Source organism: Kitasatospora sp. MY 5-36 (assembly GCF_001182915.1).
GTDB lineage: Bacteria > Actinomycetota > Actinomycetes > Streptomycetales > Streptomycetaceae > Kitasatospora.
Genome location: NZ_LFVW01001112.1, coordinates 1 through 1845 on the forward strand (window position 1 = coordinate 1; position 1845 = coordinate 1845).

Genomic DNA, 1845 nt, shown 5'->3' on the forward strand with positions numbered 1-1845 from the left:
GTGCGGACGCTGGGCGACGACCTGGACGCCCTCGTCCACCCCGAGCAGCCACCCGTCCGGCACCCCCGCGCCCGAGCACAGCTCGCCCGCCGCGACCGTCCCGCCGGCCCCGGACCCGTCCTCCGGCAGCTCCGGTTCCTCGGCCCCGAGCCCGCGGGTGGTCGCGCATTAGGTGATTGAGCAGGGGGTTTGCCTCTGATCCCCAGGTTCGTCTATGGTGGTAGATCGTTCGTTTGATCCATTTGACTGGCGCCCTATTCCCATCTGGCGCCCTTGGCGCGTTCCGGCGATCCGTGGCTGACCGCATAGAGGCGGTTGTGAAACAGAACCCCGGACTTTGGCGCGTGCCACTTCCGGAAGGTTTTGCATGTCTCTCGTTGACGACGCCCGCTTCGCCATGCCCGCGAACGAGGCCGCCGCCGATGTCACCGACACCAACGACATCAACGACATCACCGACACCGCCGCGGACGAGGTGATCGCCGAGGCCGTGGAGACCGTGGAGGCCACCGAGGAGGCGGCCGCCGAGCCCACCATCACCTTCGGCGACCTGGGCCTGCACGACGACGTCGTGCGTGCCCTCGCCAAGCGCGGTGTCACCACCCCGTTCCCGATCCAGGCCGCGACCATCCCGGACGCCCTGGCCGGCAAGGACGTGCTGGGCCGTGGCCGCACCGGCTCCGGCAAGACCCTCAGCTTCGGCCTGCCGCTGCTGACCCGCCTGGCCGACGGCGAGCGCACCAAGCCCAAGCACCCGCGCGGCCTGATCCTCGTCCCGACCCGTGAGCTGGCCATGCAGGTCGCCGACGCCCTGGAGCCGTTCGGCTCGGTGCTCGGCCTCAAGCTCAAGGTCGTCTGCGGCGGCACCTCGATGTCGAACCAGATCTACGCGCTGGAGCGCGGCGTCGACATCCTCGTCGCCACCCCCGGCCGTCTGCGCGACCTGCTGAACCGCGGCAGCGCCAAGCTCGCCGACGTCCGGACCGTCGTGCTCGACGAGGCCGACCAGATGGCCGACATGGGCTTCCTGCCCGAGGTCACCGAGATCCTCGACCAGGTGCCGGCCGGCGGCCAGCGCCTGCTGTTCTCCGCCACCCTGGAGAACGAGATCGACACCCTGGTCAAGCGCTACCTGAAGAACCCGGTCACCCACGAGGTCGACCCGTCGGCCGGCGCGGTCACCACCATGACCCACCACATCCTCGTGGTGAAGCCCAAGGACAAGGCGCCGATCACCAACGCGATCGCCGCCCGCAAGGGCCGCACGATCATCTTCGTCCGCACCCAGATGGGCGCCGACCGTGTCGCCGAGCAGCTGATCGAGGCCGGCGTGAAGGCCGACGCGCTGCACGGCGGTATGACCCAGGGCGCCCGTACCCGCGTCCTCGGCGACTTCAAGGACGGCTACGTCAACGTCGTCGTCGCCACCGACGTCGCCGCCCGCGGCATCCACGTCGACGGCATCGACCTGGTCCTGAACGTGGACCCGGCCGGCGACCACAAGGACTACCTGCACCGCTCGGGCCGCACCGCGCGCGCCGGCCGCTCCGGCGCCGTCGTCACCCTGGTGCTGCCGCACCAGCGCCGCGGCGTCTTCCGCCTGATGGAGGACGCGGGCGTCGACGCCTCGCGCCACATCCTCGACCACGCCTTCGACGCCGAGGTCGCCAAGATCACCGGCGCCCGTTCGCTGACCGAGGTCCAGGCCGAGAGCGCGGCCGGCATCGCCGGTGCCGCCGAGCGCGAGCTCGCCGACATGACCCGCCAGCTGGAGCGCGCGCAGCGCCGCGCCACCGAGCTGCGCGAGGAGGCCGACCGCCTGGCCGCCCGTGCGGCGCGCGAGCG

General features: G+C 71.4%; 1 protein-coding gene. It reads left to right on the forward strand.

Features of this window, described 5'->3' with window-relative positions; all coding sequences use genetic code 11:
• Positions 1-367: 367 nt before the first annotated feature.
• Positions 368-1845: DEAD/DEAH box helicase (locus tag AE652_RS40620; RefSeq protein ID WP_049660873.1), on the forward strand; the 1478-nt coding region annotated here is incomplete at its 3' end.